Annotated in this window: 21 protein-coding genes; 20 read left to right on the forward strand and 1 reads right to left on the reverse strand. The window is 62.4% G+C overall.

Annotated elements, in window-relative coordinates:
• The first annotated feature begins 223 nt into the window (after positions 1-223).
• From secY to L4923_RS20025, 11 genes are all read left to right on the forward strand, one after another.
• Positions 224-1,564, forward strand: a complete 1,341-nt coding sequence (gene secY, locus L4923_RS19975) for a preprotein translocase subunit SecY (RefSeq protein ID WP_239368349.1) — start codon at positions 224-226, stop codon at positions 1,562-1,564.
• Entirely contained in the window at positions 1,561-2,154 is a 594-nt protein-coding gene (locus L4923_RS19980; protein WP_239368351.1) for an adenylate kinase, read from the forward strand. The genes secY and L4923_RS19980 overlap by 4 nt, the downstream gene beginning before the upstream one ends.
• 190 nt (positions 2,155-2,344) lie before the next feature.
• Positions 2,345-2,713, forward strand: coding sequence for a 30S ribosomal protein S13 (gene rpsM / locus L4923_RS19985; protein ID WP_024924780.1), 369 nt, complete (start codon positions 2,345-2,347; stop codon positions 2,711-2,713).
• 122 nt (positions 2,714-2,835) lie between these two features.
• Positions 2,836-3,225, forward strand: a complete 390-nt coding sequence (gene rpsK / locus L4923_RS19990) for a 30S ribosomal protein S11 (RefSeq protein WP_024924781.1) — start codon at positions 2,836-2,838, stop codon at positions 3,223-3,225.
• A 100-nt stretch (positions 3,226-3,325) separates the two neighbouring features.
• Entirely contained in the window at positions 3,326-4,336 is a 1,011-nt protein-coding gene (locus L4923_RS19995; protein WP_239368353.1) for a DNA-directed RNA polymerase subunit alpha, read from the forward strand.
• 103 nt (positions 4,337-4,439) lie between these two features.
• On the forward strand, positions 4,440-4,865 hold the full coding sequence (gene rplQ, locus L4923_RS20000; protein ID WP_239368355.1) for a 50S ribosomal protein L17: 426 nt from the start codon (positions 4,440-4,442) through the stop codon (positions 4,863-4,865).
• A 111-nt stretch (positions 4,866-4,976) separates the two neighbouring features.
• The gene (locus tag L4923_RS20005; RefSeq protein ID WP_239368357.1) at positions 4,977-5,648 is read left to right on the forward strand and encodes an ankyrin repeat domain-containing protein; all 672 of its coding nucleotides are present in this window, start codon (positions 4,977-4,979) and stop codon (positions 5,646-5,648) included.
• A gap of 219 nt (positions 5,649-5,867) precedes the next feature.
• Complete coding sequence (gene nrdR, locus L4923_RS20010; RefSeq protein ID WP_239368359.1) at positions 5,868-6,332, forward strand: transcriptional regulator NrdR; 465 nt, start codon at positions 5,868-5,870, stop codon at positions 6,330-6,332.
• 52 nt (positions 6,333-6,384) lie between these two features.
• A complete protein-coding gene (ribD, locus tag L4923_RS20015) occupies positions 6,385-7,464 on the forward strand; it encodes a bifunctional diaminohydroxyphosphoribosylaminopyrimidine deaminase/5-amino-6-(5-phosphoribosylamino)uracil reductase RibD (RefSeq protein WP_239368500.1) in 1,080 nt (359 codons plus the stop codon).
• On the forward strand, positions 7,464-8,081 hold the full coding sequence (locus L4923_RS20020; RefSeq protein ID WP_239368361.1) for a riboflavin synthase: 618 nt from the start codon (positions 7,464-7,466) through the stop codon (positions 8,079-8,081). Before ribD ends, L4923_RS20020 begins: the two co-directional genes overlap by 1 nt.
• Before the next feature lie 20 nt (positions 8,082-8,101).
• Positions 8,102-8,401 carry a DUF1905 domain-containing protein gene (locus L4923_RS20025; protein ID WP_239368363.1) on the forward strand — a complete coding sequence of 100 codons (300 nt, stop codon included), beginning with the start codon at positions 8,102-8,104 and terminating at the stop codon, positions 8,399-8,401.
• 34 nt (positions 8,402-8,435) lie between these two features.
• Here L4923_RS20025 and L4923_RS20030 read toward each other — a convergent pair whose 3' ends face one another.
• The gene (locus L4923_RS20030) at positions 8,436-9,431 is read right to left on the reverse strand and encodes a pyridoxal-phosphate dependent enzyme (protein ID WP_239368365.1); all 996 of its coding nucleotides are present in this window, start codon (positions 9,429-9,431) and stop codon (positions 8,436-8,438) included.
• A 195-nt stretch (positions 9,432-9,626) separates the two neighbouring features.
• On the opposite strand from L4923_RS20030, the gene ribH reads away from it, so the two are divergent.
• From ribH to osmF, 9 genes are all read left to right on the forward strand, one after another.
• Complete coding sequence (ribH, locus tag L4923_RS20035; protein ID WP_239368366.1) at positions 9,627-10,121, forward strand: 6,7-dimethyl-8-ribityllumazine synthase; 495 nt, start codon at positions 9,627-9,629, stop codon at positions 10,119-10,121.
• Positions 10,118-10,609 (forward strand): transcription antitermination factor NusB, encoded by a 492-nt coding sequence (nusB, locus tag L4923_RS20040; RefSeq protein ID WP_343303722.1) that lies wholly within the window; start codon positions 10,118-10,120, stop codon positions 10,607-10,609. The genes ribH and nusB overlap by 4 nt, the downstream gene beginning before the upstream one ends.
• Complete coding sequence (locus L4923_RS20045) at positions 10,606-11,817, forward strand: MFS transporter (RefSeq protein ID WP_239368368.1); 1,212 nt, start codon at positions 10,606-10,608, stop codon at positions 11,815-11,817. Before nusB ends, L4923_RS20045 begins: the two co-directional genes overlap by 4 nt.
• 200 nt (positions 11,818-12,017) lie before the next feature.
• Positions 12,018-12,851 carry a helix-turn-helix domain-containing protein gene (locus tag L4923_RS20050; protein ID WP_239368370.1) on the forward strand — a complete coding sequence of 278 codons (834 nt, stop codon included), beginning with the start codon at positions 12,018-12,020 and terminating at the stop codon, positions 12,849-12,851.
• 151 nt (positions 12,852-13,002) lie between these two features.
• Positions 13,003-15,180 carry a TonB-dependent siderophore receptor gene (locus L4923_RS20055; RefSeq protein WP_239368372.1) on the forward strand — a complete coding sequence of 726 codons (2,178 nt, stop codon included), beginning with the start codon at positions 13,003-13,005 and terminating at the stop codon, positions 15,178-15,180.
• Between the two features lie 29 nt (positions 15,181-15,209).
• Positions 15,210-16,007 carry an ATP-binding cassette domain-containing protein gene (locus tag L4923_RS20060; RefSeq protein WP_239368374.1) on the forward strand — a complete coding sequence of 266 codons (798 nt, stop codon included), beginning with the start codon at positions 15,210-15,212 and terminating at the stop codon, positions 16,005-16,007.
• Positions 15,997-16,914 carry an ABC transporter substrate-binding protein gene (locus tag L4923_RS20065; RefSeq protein ID WP_239368376.1) on the forward strand — a complete coding sequence of 306 codons (918 nt, stop codon included), beginning with the start codon at positions 15,997-15,999 and terminating at the stop codon, positions 16,912-16,914. The genes L4923_RS20060 and L4923_RS20065 overlap by 11 nt, the downstream gene beginning before the upstream one ends.
• On the forward strand, positions 16,907-18,886 hold the full coding sequence (fhuB, locus tag L4923_RS20070) for a Fe(3+)-hydroxamate ABC transporter permease FhuB (RefSeq protein ID WP_239368378.1): 1,980 nt from the start codon (positions 16,907-16,909) through the stop codon (positions 18,884-18,886). The genes L4923_RS20065 and fhuB overlap by 8 nt, the downstream gene beginning before the upstream one ends.
• Before the next feature lie 236 nt (positions 18,887-19,122).
• Positions 19,123-20,037 carry a glycine betaine ABC transporter substrate-binding protein OsmF gene (gene osmF / locus L4923_RS20075; RefSeq protein ID WP_239368380.1) on the forward strand — a complete coding sequence of 305 codons (915 nt, stop codon included), beginning with the start codon at positions 19,123-19,125 and terminating at the stop codon, positions 20,035-20,037.
• Positions 20,038-20,048 lie beyond the last annotated feature (11 nt).

The following is a 20,048-nucleotide window of genomic DNA, read 5'->3' on the forward strand; positions in this document are numbered from 1 at the left end:
GCGGGCGGTCTGGTGCCCCGGGCCGCCTTAGAGCCCTTGCTGGGGGCCCCGCACCACCCCCCCGAAACTCCTGCCCAGCTCGGCACCAGCCCCGCGGTGGAGCTCAGCGCCCGGGTCGCGCCGGGGCCGCTTGCATCTTGGCACAGCCGAGCCTATGTCCGGTGCTCGGTGATAGGCGCTGCCCGAAGCGGGCGCTCCCGCGTCATCTGGCGGAGAAATTTCCATGGCTTCGGCTGCAGAACAATTAGCCTCTAATCTCAATTTCGCGGCTTTCGCCAAGGCCGAGGATCTCAAGAAGCGCATCTGGTTCACGATCGGCGCTCTCCTCGTTTACCGCCTTGGCACTTACATTCCGCTTCCTGGTATCGAACCAGGCGCATTCGCTCAGGCTTTCCAGTCGCAATCCAAGGGCGTGCTCGGCATGTTCAACATGTTCGCCGGCGGTGCCGTCGAGCGTATGGCAATCTTTGCGCTGGGCATCATGCCTTACATTTCGGCCTCCATCATCATGCAGTTGATGACCTCGGTCATCCCGTCGCTGGAAGCGCTGAAGAAAGAGGGCGAGCAGGGGCGCAAGGTTATCAACCAGTACACGCGCTACGGCACGGTGCTTCTTGGTATCGTGCAGGCCTATGGCATTTCGGTCGGACTTGAGAACGGCAACGGCATCGTAACCGATCCCGGCATGTTCTTCCGCATCTCGACCGTCATCACGTTGGTCGGCGGCACCATGTTCCTGATGTGGCTGGGCGAGCAGATCACCGCGCGCGGCATTGGTAACGGTATTTCGCTGATCATCTTCGCCGGTATCGTCGCAGGCTTGCCTCACGCCATTTCCGGCACGCTGGAACTCGGCCGCACCGGTGCGCTGTCGACGCCGCTGATTCTGGCAATCATTGTTCTGGCCGTTGTCGTCATTGCATTGATTGTCTTCTTCGAGCGCGCTCAGCGCCGGCTCCTGATCCAATATCCGAAGCGTCAGGTCGGCAATCGCATGTTCCAGGGCGACACCTCGCACCTGCCGCTGAAGCTCAACACCGCGGGTGTCATCCCGCCGATCTTCGCTTCGTCGCTGCTGCTCCTGCCCGCGACCGTTGCAGGATTCTCGAACACGACCAACCTGCCGGCCTGGGTGAACACGGTTCTCGCTTCGTTGGGACATGGCCAGCCGCTCTACATGGCCTTTTATGCGGCCATGATCGTGTTCTTCGCCTTCTTCTATACGGCGATCGTGTTCAATCCGAAGGATACGGCCGATCAGCTCAAGAAGCATTCGGGTTTCATTCCCGGCTACCGGCCGGGCGAGCGTACGGCCGATTACATCGATTACGTGCTTACCCGCATCACCGTGATCGGCGCGATTTACTTGGTCGTGATCTGCTTGATGCCGGAATTCCTGATCTCGGCCACTGGCGTACCGTTCTACCTTGGTGGCACTTCGCTTCTGATCGTAGTCAGTGTAACGCTCGATACCGTTGCGCAGATTCAGGGTCACCTGATCGCGCATCAGTACGAGGGGCTGATCAAGAAGTCGAAGCTGCGCGGAGGTAAGAGGGGTAAATGAGGTTGATATTGCTTGGCCCGCCTGGTGCGGGCAAGGGGACGCAGGCGCAGCGACTGGTTGAAAAACACGGCATTCCGCAACTCTCCACCGGGGACATGTTGCGTGCTGCGGTCAAGGCCGAAACACCGGTCGGTCTGAAGGCCAAGGCTGTCATGGATGCGGGCGAACTGGTATCGGACGCCATCGTCAACGCCATCGTCGCAGAACGTATCGACCAGGCTGATTGTGCCAGCGGGTTCATCCTCGATGGCTACCCGCGGACATTGGCCCAGGCCGACGCAGTCGAAGCGATGCTGGCTGAGCGCGAGCTCAAGTTGGATGCCGTCGTGGAACTTGTCGTCGACGACAAGATCCTGGTCGGCCGTATTGTCAAACGCGCTCAGGAAGCTGCGGCAGCAGGCCAGCCCGTGCGTAAGGACGACAACGCGGAAGTTTTCGAAGAGCGTCTGCGCGAATACTACAAAAAGACCGCCCCGCTGATCGGCTACTACCACGCCAAGGGTCTGCTCAAAGGTGTCGATGGCATGGCTGAAATTGATGCTGTGACGAAGCAGATTGAGACCGTTTTGGCCGCTGCTGTCCAAAATTGAACAATTAGGCTTGACTAAGACAGGCCGCTGGAGTATGGCGGCCCGTCTCCCTATCAGGCATAAGCTTTGCTTGTCCGCGAGGACAAGGCAGCCGCTTTGAAACAGGAACTCCCGCAAGGGCCGGCCTCCACCGGACGCGGGATCACGCAAAAGCGCCGGTTCGTCCGGCCCAAATGGAGAAAGAGAAGTCATGGCTCGTATAGCCGGCGTTAACATTCCGACCAACAAGCGCGTTGTTATCGCGCTTCAGTACATTCACGGCATCGGCAAGAAGTTCGCCCAGGAAATCGTCGACAAGGTCGGCATCCCGGCCGAGCGCCGCGTCAACCAGCTGACCGACGCCGAAGTGCTGCAGATTCGCGAGACGATCGACCGTGACTATCAGGTCGAGGGCGACCTGCGTCGCGAAGTCTCGATGAACATCAAGCGTCTGATGGATCTTGGCTGCTACCGCGGCCTGCGTCACCGTCGTTCGCTGCCGGTGCGCGGTCAGCGTACCCACACCAACGCCCGCACCCGCAAGGGTCCGGCGAAGGCGATCGCTGGCAAGAAGAAGTAATTGAGCGAATAGCGAATAGTGAGTGGCGAATAGGGAAACCTACTCGCTATTCGCTATCTACTACTCGCTCCGGTGTAGCCGCTGGCATTACGGCGGTGTAGAGATCAACTGAAAGGACTACCATGGCCAAGGAAGCCGCACGCGTCCGTCGCCGCGAACGCAAGAACATTTCGTCGGGTGTCGCTCACGTCAACTCGACCTTCAACAACACCATGATCACCATTTCCGACGCACAGGGCAACGCGATTGCCTGGTCGTCGGCTGGCGCCCAGGGCTTCAAGGGTTCGCGTAAATCGACCCCGTTCGCTGCCCAGATGGCAGCCGAAGACGTCGCCAAGAAGGCACAGGAACACGGCATGCGTATGCTCGAGGTCGAGGTTTGCGGTCCGGGTTCGGGTCGTGAATCGGCACTTCGCGCGTTGCAGGCTGCCGGCTTCACCATCACCTCGATCCGTGATGTGACGCCGATCCCTCACAATGGCTGCCGCCCGCGCAAGAAGCGTCGCGTCTAACAGCTTTTCGAATGCCGCCGGGAACGCCTTGTGCGTTCCCGAATGGTTTCCAGGTCGCCCGCCACGATTGGATGGTGGTGGGGAAACGGAAGGACAGAAAATGATCCAGAAGAACTGGCAGGAATTGATCAAGCCCAACAAGATCGACTTTTCGTCGAAGGGCAAGACGCTGACGACGCTGGTCGCCGAACCGCTTGAGCGCGGCTTTGGCCTCACGCTGGGCAACGCGCTGCGTCGCGTGCTCTTGTCGTCGTTGCGTGGTGCGGCGGTAACCGCTGTGCAGATCGACGGCGTGCTGCATGAATTCTCGTCCATCGCAGGCGTGCGTGAGGACGTGACCGACATCGTGCTCAACATCAAGGAAATCGCCATCAAGATGGAAGGCGATGGCCCTAAGCGCATGGTCGTGCGCAAGCAGGGTCCGGGCGCCGTCACCGCCGGCGACATCCAGACCGTAGGCGATGTCGAGATCCTGAACCCGGATCACGTCATTTGCACCCTCGACGAGGGTGCGGAAATCCGCATGGAGTTCACCGTCGACACCGGCAAGGGCTATGTGCCTGCCGAGCGTAACCGTGCCGAAGATGCGCCGATCGGCCTCATTCCGGTCGACTCGCTTTATTCGCCGGTCAAGAAGGTCTCCTACAAGGTTGAGAACACCCGCCACGGCGAAGAACTCGACAAGGACAAGCTGACCATGACCCTGGAGACCGATGGTTCGGTCACTGGTGAAGATGCGGTGGCCTTCGCAGCCCGCATCCTGCAGGACCAGCTTTCGCTGTTCGTCAACTTCGACGAGCCGCAAAAGGAAGTCGCGGCCGAGGCCGTTACCGAACTTGCTTTCAACCCGTCGTTGCTCAAGAAGGTCGACGAGCTGGAGCTTTCGGTGCGTTCGGCCAACTGCCTGAAGAACGACAACATCGTCTATATCGGCGACCTGATCCAGAAGACGGAAGCAGAGATGCTGCGCACTCCGAACTTCGGCCGCAAGTCGCTGAACGAGATCAAGGAAGTTCTGGCTGCAATGGGCCTGCATCTCGGCATGGAAGTGCCGGACTGGCCGCCGGAAAACATCGAAGATCTCGCCAAGCGTTACGAAGACCAATATTGAGCATGAATTCCAAGGATCGGCGGCGTGAGCCGCTCGATCCGACGGTCATGCGGAAAACCATCAGAGGCCGTGGCCTCTTGAACAACTGAAGAAGGAAAGAGCCATGCGCCACGGTTTCAAAGGCCGTCGCTTCGCCCGCAGCGTAAGCCACCGCAAGTCGATGTTCGCCAACCTCGCCGTGTCTCTGATCGAGCACGAGCAGATCGTCACCACCCTGCCGAAGGCGAAGGACCTGCGTCCGATCGTCGAGAAGCTCGTCACGCTCGGCAAGCGCGGCGACCTGCATGCCCGTCGTCAGGTCATCGCCCAGATCGGCAATGAGCCGGTCGTGAAGCGCCTGTTCGACACCATCGCGCCGCGTTATGCGCAGCGCAACGGCGGCTATCTGCGCATCATGAAGGCGGGCTTCCGCAAGGGCGACAATGCCGCCATGGCGGTGATCGAGTTCGTTGATCGCGATACCTCGGCCAAGGGCGCTGGCGATCGTGCTCGCGTCGAGGCCGAAGCGGGCGAAACCGAAGCCGCCTAAGCCCTTCGCACTTTTTTGAAAGACATTAAGGGACCCCGAGGGTCCCTTTTTGCTGTGTGACCACCACATGTGCTGCGGCTGATGGAAAGGTCGCAGAAAATGCTCCCGAAAATGCTTCGAGTGTTCATGTTCCTGATTGGCTTGGTCACCAGCGGCAACATTGCCGCCGAGGCCAAGGAGGCGCCTCTCATGCTGATTGAAGCTGTCGCCGCAGGCGATATCCCAGCAATCAAGGCCGCGATCGTGCGCGGCGCAGAACTGGAACAGCGCGACGATAAGGGCCGCACCGCGTTGCTCCTCGCCACGCATGCTGACAACCTCGAAGCAGCAAAGTTGTTGATCGCGGCAGGTGCCGACGTCAACGCCAAGGACGACATCCAGGACACTCCGTTCCTCTACGCAGGCGCGGAAGGCCGCAACGAAATCCTCAAAGCAATCCTGGCGAGCGGAAAGGCCAATCTCAAGGACACCAATCGCTTCGGTGGTACAGCTTTGATTCCGGCGGCCGACCACGGTTTTCCTGAGACGGTGGCCATTCTGCTCGAAACCGACATCGACATCGACCATGTCAACGATCTCGGCTGGACAGCCTTGATGGAAGCGGTGATCCTCGGAGATGGCGGAGCCGTGCAGCAGAAGATCGTGGGTTTGCTGGTCGACGCCGGTGCCAGGGATATTCCGGACAATGATGGTCTCAGCGCGCTTCAGCATGCGCGCCAACGGGGCTATGACGAGATTGCCCAGCGCATTGCCGAGGGCGTCGCTGATCCACGGCCTGGATAGTCGATGGTGACTGTTTTCCTCATGGAAACCGCCGGCTTTGATCTGCCCTCAAGCGGCTGTAGGTAGATGCAAATCCGATAAAAGACGTGGTTCCAGAGCATCTGGCGCCGTGAAGAAAATGGATGAGGCCGATGACGTTGGAATCCGCTTCCGCGCTTCCTACTTTGTCGGAAACCCTCTAGCCTCGCGCGCAATCAGAATCGTTAGCCAAGGCCCGCCATGCGCTGCCCCTATTGCCAGTCCGAAGACACACAGGTGAAGGACTCGCGTCCCGCCGAGGATGGCGCCGCCATCCGTCGGCGGCGCGTCTGCCCCGATTGCGGCGGTCGTTTCACCACATTCGAGCGGGTGCAGTTGCGCGATCTCGTCGTCGTCAAGAAGTCCGGCCGTAAAGTGCCGTTCGACCGCGACAAGCTCGCACGCTCGGTTGAGACGGCAGTACGCAAGCGCAATGTCGATCCCGAGCGCATAGAACGCGCTGTCTCCGGCATCGTGCGCCAGTTGGAAAGTTCGGGTGAGACTGAAATCCCCTCTGCGGAAGTCGGCCGCCTGGTAATGGACGCGCTGAAGTCGCTGGATGATGTCGCTTATGTCCGATTTGCCTCGGTCTATCGCAACTTCCGCGAAGCCAAGGATTTCCACGACGTGCTTGGCGAACTGAAAGGCGACGAGGACGCCGGGTAGACACGTGGTATCGAACAGCAGTCGCGAACAGCAGGCCCTTGATCGTCGTTTCATGGCGGCGGCGATAAGGTTGTCGCGGCGCAATCTCGGTCGCACAGCCACCAACCCGTCCGTCGGCACCATCATCGTGCGCGATGACGGTTCAGGTCCGATGATCGTCGGCACGGGCGTGACCGCGGTCGGCGGGCGCCCGCATGCCGAAACCGAAGCATTGGCCGAAGCGGGTCCGTTGGCAAGGGGGGCTACGGCTTATGTAACGCTTGAGCCTTGCGCCCATCACGGCCGTACACCGCCTTGCGCCAACGCGCTGGTTTCCGCGGGGATCCAACGGGTCGTAGGCGCCGCCAGCGATCCCGATCCGCGCGTGTCGGGCAAGGGTTATGCGATCCTGCGCGCAGCGGGCGTCGAGGTGGTCGAGCGCGTGCTCGCAAAAGGGGCTGCCGAGCAGATGGCCGGCTATCTGATACGCTCTCTCAGGAAGCGGCCCGAAGTAATTCTGAAACTTGCGCTTTCAGCCGACGGAATGATCGGTCGCAAGGGCGCCGGCCAGGTTTCTATCACCGGCGACGCGGCGCGGCGCGAAGTCCACTTGATCCGCGCTGAAGCGGATGCGGTGCTGATCGGCATCGGCACCGCCTTGGAAGACGACCCTGCGCTGACTGTTCGGCTGCCGGGGCTGGAAGGACGTTCGCCCGCACGCATCGTGCTCGATCGCCATATCCGGCTTCCAGAGACCGCCAAGCTGGTAAGCGAGGCCGACCGCATACCGCTGTATATCGCTGCCTGTGCCGATGCAGATCAACAGCGCAGGGCCGCGCTGGAACGGCGCGGCGTGCGTTTCATCGGCACTGAAACGGTCGATGGCCGCATAGCCTTGCCGGAGATGATGGAGGATCTGGCCGCGCTCGGAATGGCTAGCGTGTTGGTCGAGGGCGGCGCGGAGGTCGCGAGGGCTTTTCTCGAAGAAGGATTGGTCGACCGCATCATCCTATTCACCGGACCGGAAGCGATCGGCGAGGGCGGGATCATGTCGCCCATCGATGCGGACAGCGTCCCGCCAGGCTTCCGCAAGTTGCGTGAAACCCGCTTCGGCGAAGACCGCGCTGTCGAATGGATAAGGGATTTAGTCTGATGTTCACTGGCATCGTTACCGATATCGGCACCGTCGCTGCCGTGAGTCCGCGCAAGGAAGGCGTCGGCCTGCGCATCGACACCGGCTATGACCCGGCGACCATCGACATTGGGGCGTCGATCTCCTGTGGGGGTGTCTGTCTCACCGTGACAGCATTGCCGGAGCAGGGTTCCAATGCGCGCTGGTTCGAAGTCGAGGCCTGGGAAGAGGCGTTGAGGCTTACGACAGCGGCAGACTGGAAGGCCGGCACCCGGATCAATCTGGAGCGGGCGCTGAAAATCGGTGATGAATTGGGTGGACACATCGTTTCGGGCCATGTCGACGGCACCGCATTGATCGTGGCACGCGAAGATGAGGGGGACGCCGTCCGCTTCACCCTCGAGGCTCCGCGTGAGCTGGCGAAATTTATCGCACCGAAGGGTTCTGTTGCGTTGGACGGCACCTCGCTCACCGTCAACAAGGTGGAAGGCACGCATTTCGATGTGCTTTTGATCCACCACTCGCTGCAGGTCACCACCTGGGCTGACCGTCAGGTCGGTGATCGCATCAATATCGAGATCGACACCATGGCGCGCTATGCGGCGCGGTTGGCAGAAGCGGCGAAAGAGGGGCTCTGAAGTCACCCTTGGGAGGTGCGGTGCTCGAATTTCAATTTGAGGCGACGGTGATCCATTGGCGAGGGCCTTCGCCGTTTTTCTTTGCGCCGGTACCCACGCGCTGCAGCGACGAGATAAGACAGCTCTCAACGTTTGTCACTTATGGCTGGGGGATGATACCGGTCGAGACCACGATCGACGTTCTCACGTTTTCAACGTCGCTGTTTCCGAAGGACGGCGTCTATCTTCTGCCGCTTAAGGCCAAGGTGCGGCAAAAGCTCAACGTGACCGCAGGCGATACGATTTCCATCGATATGAGAGTTCAACCGGCACAGCGCTGACCCGCACGGCCATCACATCGCCGCGCGGCCAGCCTCATGGATCCGGAATGGTGCCCGCAAGCGCTTGCGAATAAGCCATCGCATCGATGTTGCCGCCGGAGATGACGCAGACGACATTGCCTCTTATCTGGTCGCTGGCCAGGGCAGCCGCAAGCGAGGCGGCACCGGCGCCCTCCGCCACGACTTTCCCCTTTGAAAACAGCAAGCGCATCGCGTCCGTGATCTGGTCGAGGCTAACGGCGACTGCACCGTCGATCAATTGGCTGACGACAGGCCACAGCTGCGGCACTAGCGATGGTCCTCCGATACTCTTCACGAAGGATGGTCGTGTTTCGATCTCGACGATGCTACCGGCAGCCAGGGCGGCAGTAACGGGTGCGGCGTTCTCATCCTCGGCCGCAATGACCTTCGCCTGCGGACGCGACGCCTTGACGGCGCTTGCAACACCTGTCGTCAGACTGCCGCCGCCGAAGGGCGTCACCACGACATCGACTTCGGGGAGGTCCTCGACGATTTCGAGGCCGATGGTGCCGTTACCTGTCAGCACGGCCTGATCGGTGACCGGATTGATCAGAAGTTCCTTGAGGTCGGGTCGCTCTGCACCGACGATATAGCGCCACCAGGTCTCCATGGAGATGAAGCGCACCTCACCGCCCAGCTTGCGCACGCCGTCGATCTTGGTCTGCGGGGCTCCCGAATACATGTAGGCAGCCATCGGTACGCCGAGCCGATTGGCGGCCCAGGCCACTCCGTAGGCCATATTGCCGGAGCTTGCGGTTGCTACGCCGTTGCGCAAGGTAGCGATGTCGCGCGACAGCAGTGCATTCAGCGCCGGCCTCAGCTTGAAGGCGCCAGTGGGGGAAAGTGTTTCCAGCTTGAGAAAGATGCGCTGGTCAGGCAAGCCAAGATCAAGGTGAACCAGTGGCGTGCGGAGCATGTAAGGAGCCAATCGGCCCCGCGCGGCCTCGATCTCGTCCAGCCCAGGGCGTCGTGGACCTGCAGTTTCCCAGCTTCCTGATAGCGGTGTCATCCAATGTCGCCATTCATCGCGGCTTTCCCGCAGTGGATTATATTTTATCCCTAAAGGAATAACGAGTCGCTTTGGCCGGGGCGAGCGGGATTGCCGCAATAGGCCGATGAAACGCACTGTTCGACAAGGACCCGCAAACGTCGCTTGCACCCGCCGCCGCTTCGGCCTAAGTCACCGACAATCCCGGAGACCTTCATGGCTGGCACATCCCAACACGGCAAGGCGTTCATTCGGCCAAAGAAGAACGCTCACCTTCTTATCATCGAAGCGCGGTTCCACGACGACCTCGCCGACGCGTTGCTGGACGGCGCCACGAGCGCGCTCGATGAAGCGGACGCTACCTACGACGTGGTGACCGTTCCCGGCTCGCTCGAAATTCCGGGTGTCATCGCTTTCGCGCTCGACGGCATGGCCGAGGGCGGCAAGGTCTATGACGGCTTTGTTGCGCTCGGCACCGTCATCCGTGGCGATACGTATCATTTCGACATCGTGGCGAACGAGTCGAGCCGTGCGCTGATGGACCTTTCTGTGCAGGAATCGATCGCCATCGGCAACGGCATCCTCACCACTGAAAATGAGGAACAGGCCTGGGTGCGAGCCAAGAAGAGCGAAGGCGACAAAGGCGGTTTCGCCGCGCGCGCTGCATTGACCATGATCGCACTCAAGGAAAAATTGGGAGCGCAATCGTGACCGAACCGTCCGGTTCCGCCCCGCGTCAGGCCAACAAACGAGGTGCCGCACGGCTAGCTGCTGTGCAGGCGCTCTACCAGATGGACGTCGCCGGCTCCGGCCTGCTTGAGATCACGGCCGAATACGAGGCGTTCCGGCTCGGCAAGGAAGTCGACGGCGCACTCTATCGCGAGGCGGATGCGCAGTGGTTCCGCGCCATCCTGGCCGGCGTCGTTGAAAATCAGAAGACGGTCGATCCGGTGATCCGTCAGTCGCTTACCGAGGACTGGCCGCTGTCGCGCCTGGATTCGACACTGCGTGCCATCCTGCGTGCCGGCGTCTATGAATTGATGAAGCGTGAGGACGTGCCGGTTGCGGTGATCGTCTCCGAATATGTCGACATCGCCAAGGCGTTCTATTCCGAGGACGAACCGAAACTGGTCAATGCCGTCCTCGACCGCGTTGCGCGCCGCGTACGCGGTGAGGGCAAGGGGAAGGATGCGAGATGAGTGTTGTGACGGCCGCCGCTGAGAACGAGGCGCGCCGCACCGCCTTCATCCTTTCCGCCGCCCAGGCAGTGCTGGGTTCGGCCGGGCCGATCTGCTTCGCGCTTGGCGCGTTGGCAGGAGAATTCCTTCTGGGACCTGACAAGTCGCTTGCGACTGCGCCGCTGACCGGCTTTTCCGTTGGCCTTGCAGTGGGGGCGTTGCCATCGGCGTCGCTGATCCGCCGGCTCGGCCATCGTGATGGTTTCCTTGTCGGCACCGGGGTATCTGCTTTGGGAGGGCTGATCGCCACCCTTGCGTTGTTCCAGTCGAGCTTCTGGCTATTCGTATTCGGCCTGCTGGTGGTTGGTGTGGGGGCCGCCTTCGTTCAGCAGTTCCGTTTTGCTGCAGCCGACAATGCTCCCTCGGAATTCAAGGCACGTGCCATTTCCTTCGTGCTGGCCGGCGGCATCATTACTGCCATTCTTGGGCCGCAGGTGGTGATCTTCACAAAAGACCTGCTTGCACCCGTTCCTTTCGCCGGCGCGTTCGCTGCCATTCTTGGCCTGTCGGCCGTGGGCGGTGCGATCTTGCTCTTCCTGCGCACGCGAGAGCCTTCGGGGGCCGAACATGCGGCGGCTCATGGCGGCAGGCCCTTGGCCGAAATCGTCAGCCAGCCGCGTTTCTTCATCGCGCTTTTGTGCGCAGTGGGTTCCTACACGCTGATGACATTTGTCATGACCGGCGCGCCGCTCGCCATGGTTGGCTGCGGCTTTTCTTCCGACCAGGCAACCCTCGGCATTTCGTGGCACGTTATGGCGATGTTCGGCCCGAGTTTCTTCACCGGCCGTCTCATCCATCGTTTCGGCGCGCCGGCGATTGTCGCGGTCGGCTTCGCGTTGCTCATCGGCTGCGCGGTGGTCGCACTGTCTGGCATCCAGTTGTGGCAGTTCTGGTCGGCCCTGATCCTGCTCGGTCTCGGCTGGAATTTCGGCTTCATCGGTGCCACCGCGATGGTGACGGAAAGCTATCGGCCCGAAGAGAAGGGCACGATCCAGGGATTCCACGATCTTATCCTGTTTGGCTCCGTGGCTTTTGCCTCGCTGATGTCAGGGGCGGTCTACAACGCCTGGGGTTGGGCGATGCTGGCCTGGGTGGTCTTTCCGGTTTCGATCGTCTGTCTGGTGGCGCTCGGCGCACTGCGCATGACCGCCGTGCGTCGAGCCGCCTGACGAGGCAATGTCGTTCCCAGGCAACGCAGCCGATCTTTCCGGTTCAGACGGTGGGAAAGTCATGCAAGAGCAGGCGAAACCAGCTTGCCGTAAAAATATGAGTAATGTACTCATGAATCTGCTCATCCCCAACGAACTGAAGGATGGGGGCAGGTTTGAACTTCCGCCCGAAGATGCATGCCATGACCCACGGCTTTGCCGTGGTCGACAATCTCAAATGGCGTGCCTGGGACGACGTCGTCGCCGATGTCTGGCGCGCCCAGTGCGCGCAGGACGCGCAGGGCGACTATATCTCGCCCGACCCGCGCCTGTTCGTCATGCTCGATCTCAATCCCGGTGGGGTCTTCGTTTTCGACCATCCGGGCGCGCGGCCAGCTGGTCGCCACGACGCCGCCGAAACCATGAGCTATGTGCCGGCCGGCATGCCGATCAGCGGTCGCGGCGAAAGGCTGCGGCGGATCAAGCATCTCGACCTGCATTTTTCGGAAGCCGCGGTGACGCGGCGCTTTGGCCGGACCGTCGATCCGGCGCGCCTGTCGATGCCGCGCTTCCAGTTTCGCGACCCCCGCATGGCGCCGCTGGCCAGGGCGATTGCCGACGAATGCACGAACCCTGTTGCCATGCACGGCCTGTTTGGCGCCGGCCTGGTCAACGCGCTGCTGGCGCTGCTTTTCGACATCCACGAGGACGGGCAGCGCAAGTCCGGCCTGTCGCGCGGGCAGCTGCGCCTGGTGACCGAATTCATCGAGGCCAATTGTTTCAGGCCGATCCGGCTCGGCGAGCTGGCCGCGCTGGTCGATCTGTCGGAAACGCATCTCAGCCACGCTTTCAAGGCCTCGACCGGGCTGCCGCCGCATCGCTGGCAGATGCGGGCGCGGATCCGCAAGGTGCAGGAGAGGCTGCGCCGCGAGACGGCGACGCTGAGCGAGGTCGCGCTCGCTGCCGGCTTCTCTGATCAGGCGCATTTCACGCGCGTGTTCAAGGCCGTGGTGGGGCTGACGCCGGCCGAGTGGCGCCGCCATGCCGCGGATTGATGATCGCCGATCGGGCGCGCCGGTGTTTTCCGTCAAGAACCGACAATTCGCAGCAAGAAGGTCCAAGCCACTGTCGAATAAGATGAGTTAATAGCTCAACTTATTGAACGGCCTTTCGGATGGGAAAGGCGAGGTGGCTCGGGGATGTCGCATGACACGTGTTCCGCTCAGATTGCTTGGTGTTTCCGGCGTGGCGATCCTTGCCTCGCTGGCGCCGGTCCATGCCCAGCAGGCCACGGTGCTGGACAAGATCGTCATCGAGGGGCAGGCCGGCGAACGAACGGGTGATCGTTCGGCCGCCGTCGGCAAGGTCAAGGGTGTCGTCGCCAAGGCGACCACGACCGGGTCCAAGACGGCCACCGACATCAAGGACATTCCGCAGTCGGTGTCGGTCATCGGCCGCGAGGAGATCGACGAACAGGGCGCGCAGAAGGCTGATGAGGCACTGCGCTACACCGCTGGCGTGTTCGCGCAGCCTTTCGGGCCCGACAGTGACACCAACTGGATGTTCATCCGCGGTTTCCAGGCAACGGCGACCGGAACCTATATGGACGGCCTGCAGCTGTTCAGCCATGCCTTCGGCGGCTTCTATGTCGATCCGTTCAGCCTGGAACGCATCGAGGTGCTGAAGGGCCCAGCCTCCGTGCTTTACGGCGGCTCGAACCCCGGCGGCGTCATCAACTATGTCAGCAAGCGTCCCGACTTCGAGACGCGGCGCTATGTCGAAACAGGCATCAATGATGCCGGCAACGCCTATCTCGGCGTCGACCTCGGCGGCATCTCGGACAACAAGGTGCTGAGCTACCGGGTGCTCGGCAAGGTCGCCGGCGGCAACACCTATTCCGATCTCCAGGACGGCTGGCGCGGTTTCATCTCGCCGAGCCTGACCTGGAAGCCGGACGAACAGACCAGCCTGACCATCCTGGCCAACTACAGCCATATCGACGAGAACCACAATGGCGGTTCCTTCCTGCCTTATGAGGGCACCGTCGTCGACCGCATCGTTGGCGGCATCAACCATGGCCGCATCCCGCGTGACGCCAACTACACCGAGCCCGATGTCGACACCTACCAGCGCCGGCAGGGTTCGCTCGGCTATGAGTTCGAGCACACATTCGACAGCGACTGGACCATCCGCTCCAACGCCCGCTTCGGCGCAGCCAATGTCAGGGAGATCAGCATCTATCCGAATGGCTGGGCCGGCCCGACAACGCTCGACCGCATCAATTTCGGCCACGACAGCGATGTGACGACGTTCCTGCTCGACAACCAGGTCGAGGGCAAGTTCGACACCGGCGGTATCGAACACCGGCTGCTGGCGGGCATCGACTACAAATTCTACAACATCGATCAGGTGCAGTCGTCGGCGCTGTTCGGCACCACGCCGCCCATCGACGCCTTCAATCCCGTTTATGGTGTGCCGCTGACGCCGCGGGTCAGCTATCTCAACCAGGATCTCAGCCAGCAGCAGCTCGGCCTTTACGTGCAGGACCAGCTGCGCTTCGGCGGCGGCTGGATCGCCACCCTGAACGGCCGCTACGACCGCGGCTGGCTGAGCGTGCACGACCGGCCGAACTTCTACCAGCCGACACTGGATGCCACCCAGAAGCGCAGCGATGGTTCCTTCTCGGGGCGTGCCGGCCTCGCTTATGAATTCGACAACGGCCTGACCCCCTATGCCAGCGTTGCCACCTTCTTCAATCCGCTCATCGGTACCAACGCCTCCGGCAAGCTGTTCGAGCCGGAAGACGGCATCCAGTACGAAGCCGGCATCAAATACGCGCCGAGCTTCGTCGATGGCCTGTTCACGCTGTCGGTGTTCGACCTGACCCGGCGCAACGTGCAGTCCAACCTGACTCCCTTCACCTATGTCCAGACCGGCGAGCTGCGTTCGCGCGGCGTCGAGCTGGAAGGCAAGGTCAACGTCACCGAGGACCTCAAGGTCACCGCCGCGCTGACCGCCTACAACATCGAGGTCACCAAGGACGAGGACAAGACCATCATCGGCAAGCGGCCCTTCATCGTGCCGGAGGTGATGGCCTCGGCGAAAGCCGACTACACCTTCCGCGGCGACTGGTATGACGGCATTTCCGTCGGGGGCGGTCTGCGTTATGTCGGCTCGTCCTGGGCCGACAACCAGAACACGCTGAAGGTTCCGGCGGCGACCCTCGTCGACCTGAAGCTCGGCTATGAGAAGGACAATTGGGGTATAGACCTCAATGTGACCAATGTGTTCGACAAGGCCTATGCGGCGAGCTGCCAGGGCGCCCTGGTCTGCAGCTATGGCGAGGGCCGCGCCTTCAAGCTGAAGGCCCATACCAGCTGGTAGCTGCCGGCTGTCTCGAAGGAACGACCGTGATGGATGCAGCAAAGAAACCCGACCTGCATCTCTACGATGTCGAAGCAGCGTCCTTTGCCGTCGGCGGCCGTACCATCCTGCCGCCGCTGACCATGGCGCTGGAGCCGGGGCGGTTCTACGGCCTGGTCGGGCCGAACGGTTCGGGCAAGAGCACGCTTTTGAAGCTGCTGGCGCGCCAGCAGGAGCCGGCTGCCGGCTCGATCCGGTTTTCGGGCAGGCCGCTCGACAGCTACGGCACGCGCGATTTCGCCCGCTGCGTCGCCTACATGCCGCAATTCACGCCACCCGCCGAAGGCATGAACGTGCGCGAACTTGCCGGCCTCGGCCGCTTTCCCTGGCACGGCGCGCTCGGCCGTTTCAGCGCCGAAGACGAGGACAAGGTCACCCGCGCTCTGGCACAGACCTCACTCACGGCACTGGCCGAACGTATGGTCGACAGCCTGTCCGGCGGCGAGCGGCAGCGCGCCTGGCTTGCCATGATGCTGGCGCAGGACACGCGCTGCCTGCTGCTCGACGAGCCGACCTCGGCGCTCGATCTCGCGCATCAGGTCGAGATCCTGGCGCTGGTGCGCAAACTCAGCCACAAACAGGGACTCACCATTGTCGCGGTCCTGCACGACATCAACATGGCGGCATCGTTCTGCGACGAACTGATCGCGCTTCGCGACGGCCGCATCGTCGCACGTGGCGCGCCCGAACTCATCTTGGAACCCACGGTGCTCGACAGCATCTATGGCCTGCCCATGGGTATAACCAGGCATCCGCAAACCGGTGCGCCGATCAGTTATGTCCTTTAGGCGCGACGGTCACCTGGCATGCTTATCGGGTTCGCCCAGTCTCGACAGGCGAGCTTTCCTGGCATTGGCTGCCTCGGCCCTTCTGCCGCGGCTGGCATCTGCCGCACAGCCTCGGATCGCCATCATCGACTGGGGGTTGCTCGAAACGGCGCTGGCGATCGGGGTCGTGCCGGCCGCCGCGACGGAGCTCAGGCAGTTCGCTCGCATCGCGGTGGAGCCGGCCATACCCGCAAGCGTCGTCGACCTTGGCCTGAGGGGCTCGCCAAATTATGAACTGCTGCGCATGCTTGCCCCCGACCTGATCCTCATTTCCGGCTTCTACGAGTATCAACGTCCCTCGCTGGAGCGCATTGCACCGGTGCTGGCGCTTCCGATCTACGAAGCCGGCCGGCCGCCTTATCCGCTTGCGCAATCATCGCTTCTGGCGCTGGGCGAGCGCACCGGCCGCGGAGCAGACGCCGACCGCTACGCCGCCGAGACGGGCGCTGAACTGGAAGAACGGCGTTTGGCCTTGCGCCGTTTCGCGTCGCGCCCTGCCTTCCTGATCAGCCTCGGCGACGCCCGTCATTTCCGTGCCTTCGGCGCGGATTCCATGCCCGGCGACGTGCTGGCGCGGCTGGGCATCACCAACGCCTGGCACGACGACACCAGCTACAGCGCGGCGGCGCCCGTCGGCATCGAGGCGCTTGCCCGCGTGCCTGAAGCCTCGATCATCGTCCTTGCGCCATTGCCTGCGGAGGTCAGCCGCGGCCTGCCCGACAATGCGCTGTGGAATGCCTTGCCGGCCGTGCGCGAGGGACGTGTCGCGGTGCTCGAACCGGTCAACCATTTCGGCGGTCTGCCATCGGCACGCCGCTTTGCGCGCCTGCTCGCCGATGCGGTGGCACGGGAGCCGAATCATGGCTAGGCGCATCCCGTTGCCGATTCTGCTTTGGAGCGGGCTCGGGCTTTTCGCCTGCGCGCTTTTCGGCCGCAAGCTCGCCGTGCAGTGGTCAGGACTGCAATCAGGGGAGGTCGTGGATCTCGACCGCGTCATCCTGGTTTACGGCCTGCTGCCGAGGGCTGCCGTTGCCTTGCTTGCCGGGGCTGCGCTCGGGCTCTCGGGCCTGCTTCTGCAGCGCATATTGCGCAATCCACTGGCCGAACCTTCGACGCTGGGCATCTCCGCAGGCGCGCAGCTGGCGTTGGGGCTGGCAACACTCTACGTGCCTTCCATTGTCGAGCGGTCGTCCACCGCGGTGGCCTTCGCCGGCGGCCTCGTTGCCGTCGCGCTGATCCTTGCCCTGACCTGGCGACGCGGACTGGAACCTGTGTCGGTCGTTCTGGCTGGCATGATGGTGGCGCTGACCGCCAATGCCGCCGGCGCCGCCCTGATCCTGGCCAATGGCGACTACCTGTTTTCCCTGTTCATCTGGGGTGGCGGCTCGCTCGTCCAGCAGGGCTGGGATCCCGCCATCGCCATCGGCTGGCGCCTGGCGCTCGGGCTTGGTGCCGCCGTCTTGCTGATGCGACCTCTCGCCATTCTCGGCCTTGACGATGTTGCGGCGCGGGGGCTCGGCCTGTCGCTTAATGCCAGCCGGTTCCTGCTGATTGCATTGGCGGTATGGCTGGCGGCCACGGTCGTGGCTGAAGTCGGCATCATCGGTTTCGTCGGCCTCGCCGCACCGGTGCTTGCGACGCTGTCCGGCGCGCGTTCGCTGAAACAGAAACTGGTCGCGGCCCCGCTGATCGGCGCGGTGCTGCTTTGGCTGACGGATGGCCTGGTGCAACTCGCTGCCGGGGCGGGCGGCGAAAGGGTGCCGACAGGTGCCGCCACCGCCTTGCTGGGCGGGCCGCTGCTTTTGTGGCTGCTGCCGCGCCTGCGCCTGTTCGAATGGCCCTCGCTGGATCGGCCTGCCCACACGCCGAAGCGTGTCGCCCGGCCCTGGCTGCGCATCGCCGTGCTTGGCGCGGCGGGCATCGTCACACTGGCGATTGCCCTGTTGCTAGGCCGGGGGCTGCAAGGATGGTCGCTTGCCAGCGATGGTGAGATGTTGGCCGATCTGGTGGCGTGGCGCCTGCCACGCGTTATCGTCGCCGCTACCTGCGGCGGCATGCTCGCGGCGGCAGGCGTGGTCATTCAGCGGGTGACTTCCAACCCGCTGGCGAGCCCCGAGGTGTTGGGTATCGGCGCCGGCGCGGGCGCGGGGCTGGCGGCTGTTCTGTTGTTTGCGGGAAGCGCCGGGCTTGGCTGGCAGCTGGCCGGCTCCAGCACTGGGGCACTGGTAACGCTGACGGTGATCCTGGTCATTGCCGCGCGCGGAAACCTTGGTCCCGAACGCCTGCTGTTCGCCGGTATTGCGATGAACGCGCTGTGCAGCGCAGTTCTTGCCGCCGTCGTCGCGCTCGGTAATGCGCAATCCTACAGGTTGCTGGGGTGGCTTACGGGCTCCACCATCCAGGCAACCTTCCTAGAGGCGTCGGTCGCCGCGATCGGTCTTGTCCTGATCACAGTCCCTCTTCTGGTGGCTGCCCGTTGGCTGGCGATCCTGCCTCTTGGCGCTGGCACGGCCCTTTCCGTCGGGCTTTCAGTTCGCCTGGCGCGCAACACGCTGATCCTGATAGCAGCATTCGCCAGCGCTCTTGCCGCCCAGTTTGTCGGCCCGCTCAGCTTTGCCGGCCTGATCGCGCCACATCTGGCGCGGATGATGGGGCTCGACCGTACCCGACCGCAACTGGCAGGCGCAGTCATCCTCGGCGCGTTGCTGATGATGGTGTCCGACTGGCTGTCGCGGATGCTCTTCTTTCCGTATCAGCTTCCCGTAGGTCTGTTCGCCTCGCTGTTGGGCGGGGTTTATCTGACCCTCCTGCTGGGCAGGGGCGTTGAACGCCGGGGCTGAACGATAAAGGGAGCGACGCCAACTTTGGCCGGTTGAAATGGCGCTCGCTCGGGTTGGACCCAAATCGATCGACGCCGACGCGGTGCATCGATTGTCAGGATAGGCGCGGGTTGAACGTCTGTTCCGGATAAAAATATTGCGCTCCCCCGCCATCTTATGAAACCGTATGCCCCGACTGTCCGTTCGGGTCGTGCAATAGCAGGATCGCTTTGGTTTCATCACAGGGGTTTGCCGTCATGTCTTCAACCAGATTTTTAGCCGGTGCGCTTGTGGCACTCGGCCTTTCCATTGCTTCCGCAAACGCTGCCGATGTCGTCGTCTCTTCGAAGATCGATACCGAGGGCGGCGTACTGGGCAACATCATCCAGTCGGTTTTGAACGCCAACGGTATCAAGACCGTCGATCGTATCCAGCTTGGCGCAACACCGGTGGTCCGCAAGGCGATCATCGCGGGGGAGATCGATATCTATCCCGAATATACCGGCAACGCCGCCTTCTTCTTTGAGAAGGCCGACGATCCTGTCTGGAAGGACGCCGCGAAGGGTTATGCCGAGGCCAAGAAGCTCGATTACGACGCCAACAAGGTCGTCTGGCTGACGCCATCGCCGGCTAACAACACGTGGGCGATCGCGTTGCGCAAGGATGTCACCGACGCCAACAAGCTGGCCTCGCTGTCGGACTTTGGCAAATACGTGTCGGGCGGTGGCAAGGTCGTGTTGGCGGCTTCTTCCGAGTTCGTCAATTCGGCGGCTGCTCTGCCTGCCTTCCAGACCACCTATGGCTTCACATTGAAGCCGGATCAGCTCATCACGCTTTCGGGCGGTGACACGGCTGCCACCATTGCGGCCGCCGCGAACCAGACCAATGGCGCCAATGCAGCGATGGTCTACGGCACCGACGGTGGCATTCAACCATCCGGCCTTGTGGTGCTGACCGACGACAAGAATGTGCAGCCCGTCTACCAGCCGGCGCCGATCATCCGCGAAGCGGTGCTCAAGGAGAACCCGAAGATCGAAGAAGTGCTGAAGCCGGTTTTCGAGAAGCTCGACCTCGTTACGCTACAGGAGCTGAACGGTCGCGTGCAGGTTGGCGGTGAGCCGGCCAAGGCCGTCGCGGAAGACTTCCTGAAGAAGAACGGCTTCCTCAAATAGGGAGCGGTTCC

Source organism: Terribium retamae (genome assembly GCF_022347545.1).
In the GTDB taxonomy this organism is placed as follows: Bacteria; Pseudomonadota; Alphaproteobacteria; order Rhizobiales; family Rhizobiaceae; genus Mesorhizobium; species Mesorhizobium retamae.

What these genes read in the sequence shown, in the direction of transcription:
- secY (WP_239368349.1), top strand. Translation starts at nt 224, where the DNA reads ATGGCTTCGGCTGCAGAACAATTAGCCTCTAATCTCAATTTCGCGGCT.
- L4923_RS19980 (WP_239368351.1), top strand. Translation starts at nt 1,561, where the DNA reads ATGAGGTTGATATTGCTTGGCCCGCCTGGTGCGGGCAAGGGGACGCAG.
- rpsM (WP_024924780.1), top strand. Translation starts at nt 2,345, where the DNA reads ATGGCTCGTATAGCCGGCGTTAACATTCCGACCAACAAGCGCGTTGTT.
- rpsK (WP_024924781.1), top strand. Translation starts at nt 2,836, where the DNA reads ATGGCCAAGGAAGCCGCACGCGTCCGTCGCCGCGAACGCAAGAACATT.
- L4923_RS19995 (WP_239368353.1), top strand. Translation starts at nt 3,326, where the DNA reads ATGATCCAGAAGAACTGGCAGGAATTGATCAAGCCCAACAAGATCGAC.
- rplQ (WP_239368355.1), top strand. Translation starts at nt 4,440, where the DNA reads ATGCGCCACGGTTTCAAAGGCCGTCGCTTCGCCCGCAGCGTAAGCCAC.
- L4923_RS20005 (WP_239368357.1), top strand. Translation starts at nt 4,977, where the DNA reads ATGCTTCGAGTGTTCATGTTCCTGATTGGCTTGGTCACCAGCGGCAAC.
- nrdR (WP_239368359.1), top strand. Translation starts at nt 5,868, where the DNA reads ATGCGCTGCCCCTATTGCCAGTCCGAAGACACACAGGTGAAGGACTCG.
- ribD (WP_239368500.1), top strand. Translation starts at nt 6,385, where the DNA reads ATGGCGGCGGCGATAAGGTTGTCGCGGCGCAATCTCGGTCGCACAGCC.
- L4923_RS20020 (WP_239368361.1), top strand. Translation starts at nt 7,464, where the DNA reads ATGTTCACTGGCATCGTTACCGATATCGGCACCGTCGCTGCCGTGAGT.
- L4923_RS20030 (WP_239368365.1), bottom strand. Translation starts at nt 9,431, where the DNA reads ATGACACCGCTATCAGGAAGCTGGGAAACTGCAGGTCCACGACGCCCT.
- ribH (WP_239368366.1), top strand. Translation starts at nt 9,627, where the DNA reads ATGGCTGGCACATCCCAACACGGCAAGGCGTTCATTCGGCCAAAGAAG.
- L4923_RS20045 (WP_239368368.1), top strand. Translation starts at nt 10,606, where the DNA reads ATGAGTGTTGTGACGGCCGCCGCTGAGAACGAGGCGCGCCGCACCGCC.
- L4923_RS20055 (WP_239368372.1), top strand. Translation starts at nt 13,003, where the DNA reads ATGACACGTGTTCCGCTCAGATTGCTTGGTGTTTCCGGCGTGGCGATC.
- L4923_RS20060 (WP_239368374.1), top strand. Translation starts at nt 15,210, where the DNA reads ATGGATGCAGCAAAGAAACCCGACCTGCATCTCTACGATGTCGAAGCA.
- L4923_RS20065 (WP_239368376.1), top strand. Translation starts at nt 15,997, where the DNA reads ATGTCCTTTAGGCGCGACGGTCACCTGGCATGCTTATCGGGTTCGCCC.
- fhuB (WP_239368378.1), top strand. Translation starts at nt 16,907, where the DNA reads ATGGCTAGGCGCATCCCGTTGCCGATTCTGCTTTGGAGCGGGCTCGGG.
- osmF (WP_239368380.1), top strand. Translation starts at nt 19,123, where the DNA reads ATGTCTTCAACCAGATTTTTAGCCGGTGCGCTTGTGGCACTCGGCCTT.